Origin of the sequence: Komagataeibacter oboediens, assembly GCF_003207815.1 — a bacterium.
Lineage (GTDB): Bacteria > Pseudomonadota > Alphaproteobacteria > Acetobacterales > Acetobacteraceae > Komagataeibacter > Komagataeibacter oboediens.
In genome coordinates, this window is record NZ_NKTX01000118.1 from 1 (window position 1) to 4,543 (window position 4,543).

The following is a 4,543-nucleotide window of genomic DNA, read 5'->3' on the forward strand; positions in this document are numbered from 1 at the left end:
CGGGTATGGGCGGCAACCCATCCCTTCGCGACCATTGAGGTCCGGCAGCACCTGGCAGCCATGGTGGCCACTGAATTGGCGGGGCGCGGGTGAGGCATCAGACGAAAGCGGCCCCATGCGCGATAGGGCTGCATGTGAAGCAAAGCCGATTGAAGCGGCTCTGCGCATTGAACATCTTCCCGCACTCCAGACATTTACGGGTGCAGGGTGCATTCATATATTTGCGGAACGGGCTTTCATCGGGATCCAACCGTAATTTTTTATCCTCGCGCTTATCTGAAAGCCCCAACTTCTCTACCCTGCGATGAACAGAAACAGGATTGCATCCCAGAACGGCAGCGATTTCTTTTGCTGCCTTTCCTCCTGCCTTCATGTCCTGAACGATCTGGTCTTTCTCGTCGTCCCACTTGAACAGACCCTGACAGGCGGCGCATTGAATGGTTTCACCTCTCCGCAGACCGAAAGTAGTTGCTACATGGTCTCCGCCACACTTCATGCATACGCAGTTCCAGCGCACGAGGTTATTGTGAGACGGCGCGCGCTCTATCACCTTCAAATGTCCGAACGTCTGGCCTTTCAGGTCTAGAAGGGGCGCCATTACACCACCCCTCCAGCGCATGGAGCCGATCCATAAACGCCATTCTTTTCCAGAAACTTCCGACGCTTCCATGTGATTTCATCAGCGGTCAGGTTGCAGCTTTTCCAGAAGGCAATTTTGTCGGCCAATTCCGTATTGGATGTCGTCCGCAATCGCCTTTGTAGGATCGAATTGATCGAACGACCCGGAAGAAACTTCTGGATTTCCCGTGCCGTCTTGTTCGGCATGCTGTTGAGGATCTGTGTTTTGTGTTCGGTCCATGGTTTGGGTGCGCTCATGAGCGGGTCTCCCCTTCGGTTGCGGGGCGGCTAAGCGCAATGACTCTGCCGCCCCGCTGTGCCACCATGTGGTTGTCTAGACCCACCATGGAGGAACCTGTGGAAAAGCGAATTGCTGATCTTGAGGCAAAAGTCGAAGAACTGATGGCGCGCAAAGAAACGCACGATTCCGCCATAGAAATGGAAGTCGAGATCATAAACCGGTTAGTGGATATGGTTGCTTTGCTCATTTTCCATCAACCTCCTTCCGTGAAGCGCGACGTGCTGAATGCGTGGGCTTGGCAGACGAAGCAAAAGGAACGGAACGAACAGAAGAAGAAAGGCCAGAATGGTACGATGCTTCGCTTGAGCATGTCCGGAAGACAATTCTGGATGCAGCGGCCCATTCGAAGTTGGCGCTCTTGTCCGAGGCGGCCACACGCGCGTTTTCACCGCATCGGTTTCTGAAATAAAAACACCTGCGCCGCGCCCGATCGCCTCTGCGTTTATTTCGGACCACATCTTGGGGAGGCTCATGAGCGGGCCTCCTGAATGAGGCGACCAGCCATCACCGGCATTTCGCCAAACATGAAGCCGATCTGAGTATTGACGGAAGGGAAGCGCCGATTGAACAGGTCATCAAACTGGCGAAGGGAAATGGCGCACGACAGGATGGTCGCCACCTTTTCAATGTGCTGGCGCAACGCGGGCATATGCTTGGCCTTGAGCACCTGATGATGCTTGTGGGCGCGAACATGCTCTTCATCTGCCGGGTTGGCATCGCGTATCGCTGTCAGGCCCAGTTCGCCAAACAAGAACTTGTAGATGTATCGATTGATGAAATGGGCGCAGTTCGAGTGATTGCCGATGGCTGGGCGATCAAGGCCAAGCACGCGGTGCAGGTCAACAAAGAACCCATCGGGGTATTCACGCTGCCATTGCCGCACCTGGTCATTGACGAGGCTCAGGCGGAAGAACTCTGGGAGAGGCATTTCGAGGCGCGTCTTGCGGCGCAGTTCCACGAATGCCTTAGTCAGCTTGATGGCAAGCTCACGCGCAACAGGAGTGTCAGCGCGGTACACCATGTGAATGGCCTGACGCTCTGTCAGCCAGTATATTTTCTCAGGCCTGCCCCCAGAAGACTTTTGCGTCACGATAACGCAAAAGTCGAGTTCGCTTATATCAGATAGGTTTTTCCGAATTGCCTGCCTGAAGTACCGTACTTCTGCGTAGCCAAGATGGCCCGCAAGCTCTGCATCACTGATGCGGAACTCGCCATCCTGCTGCCGCTCAATTTTGAAAGGGATAATTTGGGCAGTCACCGCACCCCCTCCCCTTCAGGCCGCACGACTGTCACGCCTCGGAACAGGTCGTTAGGTATTTCCACGCCCTCTCTATCGGCGGCCCTTACGATTTCAGCGTGTCTCCAATGAGGAATGCGTCCTTTCCTGACCCAGCTATAAATTGTGCTGTGTGTCCTGTGCCCCAAAGCCTTGGTGGCTTTCGTTAAGCCGCCAAAGGCACTTACGACTGATGCCGCCACATTGTCGGCATCTGGAATGCTACGATTTGCCATACGGACACATTACGATAATCGCAAGACAAAGCGCAATAGGAAACATTGCGAATAACGCAATACGCAACGGACGAGAGCAGCTTATGGCAGTAAAATACCCAACATGAAAAGCGGGATTGATAAAAAGTGGTTCAAAGACGCCATCGCCTCGGCTGGCTTCCGAAGTCAGGCCAGTTTTGCGTCTGAGGTAGATTTAGATGGCCCAAAGCTAACGAATGTCTTGAAAGGCATACGTCGGCTACAGGCGGATGAGATAGAGAAATTCGCAGAAATACTGAAGCGCTCTCCTGCCGAAATTAAGAGGGCGCTCGGCATGAGCGAACGATCCGCCGAGAAAATGCCGATCTCTGGATATGTAGGGGCTGCCGATCGGGTGGTGCTATTTATCGACGGCGACTGCGTAGACGAATTGGAAATGGTTGAAGTGCCATTCTTCAATTATCCAGGCCTGCTTCTGCGGGTGCGGGGAGAGTCAATGCTGCCGCGATATACGCCTGGCGAAATTATAGGCATCCAGCCACCAGATGCGCCGGACGGATGGGATAACTTCCTTGGCCGGGACGTAGTGGCTAGGCTGGGGGACGGTCAAACAGTAATCAAGTCGTTAGCGGAAGGCCCAAATGGGACATTTGCCCTTTTTTCCGTGAACCCGTCTGTCAAGCCGCTCTATGATCCCCCCATTGAGTGGCTATCGCCCGTTGACTTTCATATTCCCAAAAAGTGGTAAGTATGCGGGATTTGGATATAGATTACACTATGATGTTAGGACATCCTTGTGTCTAATCTCGTTCATAATGAACAAACGAAATTGCTGGCGAACTGGATCAATGGCATAGCAATCGCGATTGCGGTCACCGGGTATGTCGTTCCGACTATCAGCGGATATTACGACCATAGCAAAAGGTTACCGTTTTTGACGTTCGTATCTGGGGCTGGCTTATGGACCCTGCTTTCGTATAGGATCAATCAGGCCGCACGGTCTGTTCTGGAGGCACTGAGAGATGACTGATTTTGAGATCGCCTATCTTGCCATACCAATCATCGGACTGATCGTCCTAGCGCCGCTCACCAAAAAGAGGATCAAGCGCTGGGCGAATAAGAAAATCTGATACAAACCCCGCTCCGGCGGGGTTTTCTTTTGCCTAATCCTCCTTCTCCGGCACGTCCCCAACGCTCTCAAGGATCTCCGGCTCGCCATAGTCTCCGGCGTCTTCGTCCACGAACATGCGGACCAGAAGCGCCCCGGCCATGGACGTGCCGCCAGCGGCGATCTTATCGGCCCTGCGCCTGCCTTCCTCAACCGATCGACATACGACAGGAGCGACTGGTTCAAGCTGAACTCGGCCTCGCTTAGGCTTCCCCCACACGTAGGGCTGGAAGATGATTCTCTCGGTTGCAGGCATTGCGAATCCTTTCTTGTGTGTTCTTATTGTGTTCTGTTTTTGCTAGATAGTCCATCCCCACAAAGTTGCGTTTTTCGTAATTTCAGTATTGCGATAATCACAACGCCATGCTTATACTCACCCCATCACCAACACGGAGATGGGCAGTGACTTACACAATCGAAAAACACGGCAATGTTGAATACCGCGTATCAGTCGATGCGGATGGCTTCGCTGTTTATGAGCCTGTGCATGCAGATGTAATGCATGAAATTCCTTCTGCTCCCACTGATATGCGCGTGGAGGTCTGAGGTAATGAACGCGCATGTTGAGCAGACGGATGCTCCCGAAAATAACCCCGCACAGATTACCCTCCTCAAGATCCGCGAATGGGGCGCATGCTCCGACGGTCGCGACTGGTTCCGCGAGAAGTTCCCCCAGGGCGGCTCGTATGGCGAGGTCATGAATAGCCTTTATGCTGACAAGCGTTACGGTGATGCGCATTGGCTGGCCAATAAGGCGTTCGATGTAAAGAACATCAGTGCTGATTTCATCAAAAGCGACGTTCGTTCGATTATTGCAGCGACCGAAGGTGTTGATATTGACGAGAACGACAGCGCGCAGATCGGTTCCTCGGGAGACTACGCGCAGATCGGTTCCTCGGGAGACTACGCGCGGATCGGTTCCTCGGGAGACTACGCGCAGATCGGTTCCTCGAGCGACAACGCGC

8 protein-coding genes are annotated in these 4,543 nt (G+C 53.5%); 4 read left to right on the forward strand and 4 right to left on the reverse strand.

Annotated elements, in window-relative coordinates; translation table 11 throughout:
• Positions 1 to 97: 97 nt before the first annotated feature.
• Both CFR80_RS17030 and CFR80_RS17035 read right to left on the reverse strand, forming a co-directional pair.
• Entirely contained in the window at positions 98 to 598 is a 501-nt protein-coding gene (locus CFR80_RS17030) for an ECF-type sigma factor family protein (RefSeq protein ID WP_110507778.1), read from the reverse strand.
• Positions 598 to 876 (reverse strand): hypothetical protein, encoded by a 279-nt coding sequence (locus tag CFR80_RS17035; protein ID WP_110507779.1) that lies wholly within the window; start codon positions 874 to 876, stop codon positions 598 to 600. The genes CFR80_RS17030 and CFR80_RS17035 overlap by 1 nt, the downstream gene beginning before the upstream one ends.
• 99 nt (positions 877 to 975) lie before the next feature.
• Here CFR80_RS17035 and CFR80_RS17040 point away from each other — a divergent pair, with 99 nt between their 5' ends.
• Positions 976 to 1,323 carry a hypothetical protein gene (locus CFR80_RS17040; RefSeq protein ID WP_146221694.1) on the forward strand — a complete coding sequence of 116 codons (348 nt, stop codon included), beginning with the start codon at positions 976 to 978 and terminating at the stop codon, positions 1,321 to 1,323.
• A gap of 65 nt (positions 1,324 to 1,388) precedes the next feature.
• Here CFR80_RS17040 and CFR80_RS17045 read toward each other — a convergent pair whose 3' ends face one another.
• Both CFR80_RS17045 and CFR80_RS20220 read right to left on the reverse strand, forming a co-directional pair.
• The gene (locus CFR80_RS17045) at positions 1,389 to 2,177 is read right to left on the reverse strand and encodes a P63C domain-containing protein (RefSeq protein ID WP_258367928.1); all 789 of its coding nucleotides are present in this window, start codon (positions 2,175 to 2,177) and stop codon (positions 1,389 to 1,391) included.
• Positions 2,174 to 2,431: a carph-isopro domain-containing protein gene (locus CFR80_RS20220; RefSeq protein WP_373636534.1), complete on the reverse strand. Its 258-nt coding sequence runs from the start codon at positions 2,429 to 2,431 to the stop codon at positions 2,174 to 2,176. The genes CFR80_RS17045 and CFR80_RS20220 overlap by 4 nt, the downstream gene beginning before the upstream one ends.
• A gap of 103 nt (positions 2,432 to 2,534) precedes the next feature.
• Between CFR80_RS20220 and CFR80_RS17050 the strand changes: the two genes are divergently transcribed.
• The 3 genes from CFR80_RS17050 to CFR80_RS17060 form a co-directional block, all read left to right on the forward strand.
• Positions 2,535 to 3,158, forward strand: a complete 624-nt coding sequence (locus CFR80_RS17050; RefSeq protein ID WP_019091717.1) for a S24 family peptidase — start codon at positions 2,535 to 2,537, stop codon at positions 3,156 to 3,158.
• Positions 3,159 to 3,980: 822 nt separating this feature from the next.
• Positions 3,981 to 4,124: a hypothetical protein gene (locus CFR80_RS19535; RefSeq protein ID WP_157132980.1), complete on the forward strand. Its 144-nt coding sequence runs from the start codon at positions 3,981 to 3,983 to the stop codon at positions 4,122 to 4,124.
• Between the two features lie 4 nt (positions 4,125 to 4,128).
• Positions 4,129 to 4,543 (forward strand): hypothetical protein (locus CFR80_RS17060; RefSeq protein ID WP_220032760.1); only part of this gene is annotated, 415 nt, incomplete at its 3' end.

Coding starts and splice junctions, on each gene's coding strand:
- CFR80_RS17030 (WP_110507778.1), bottom strand. CDS start 598: ATGGCGCCCCTTCTAGACCTGAAAGGCCAGACGTTCGGACATTTGAAG.
- CFR80_RS17035 (WP_110507779.1), bottom strand. CDS start 876: ATGAGCGCACCCAAACCATGGACCGAACACAAAACACAGATCCTCAAC.
- CFR80_RS20220 (WP_373636534.1), bottom strand. CDS start 2,431: ATGGCAAATCGTAGCATTCCAGATGCCGACAATGTGGCGGCATCAGTC.
- CFR80_RS17050 (WP_019091717.1), top strand. CDS start 2,535: ATGAAAAGCGGGATTGATAAAAAGTGGTTCAAAGACGCCATCGCCTCG.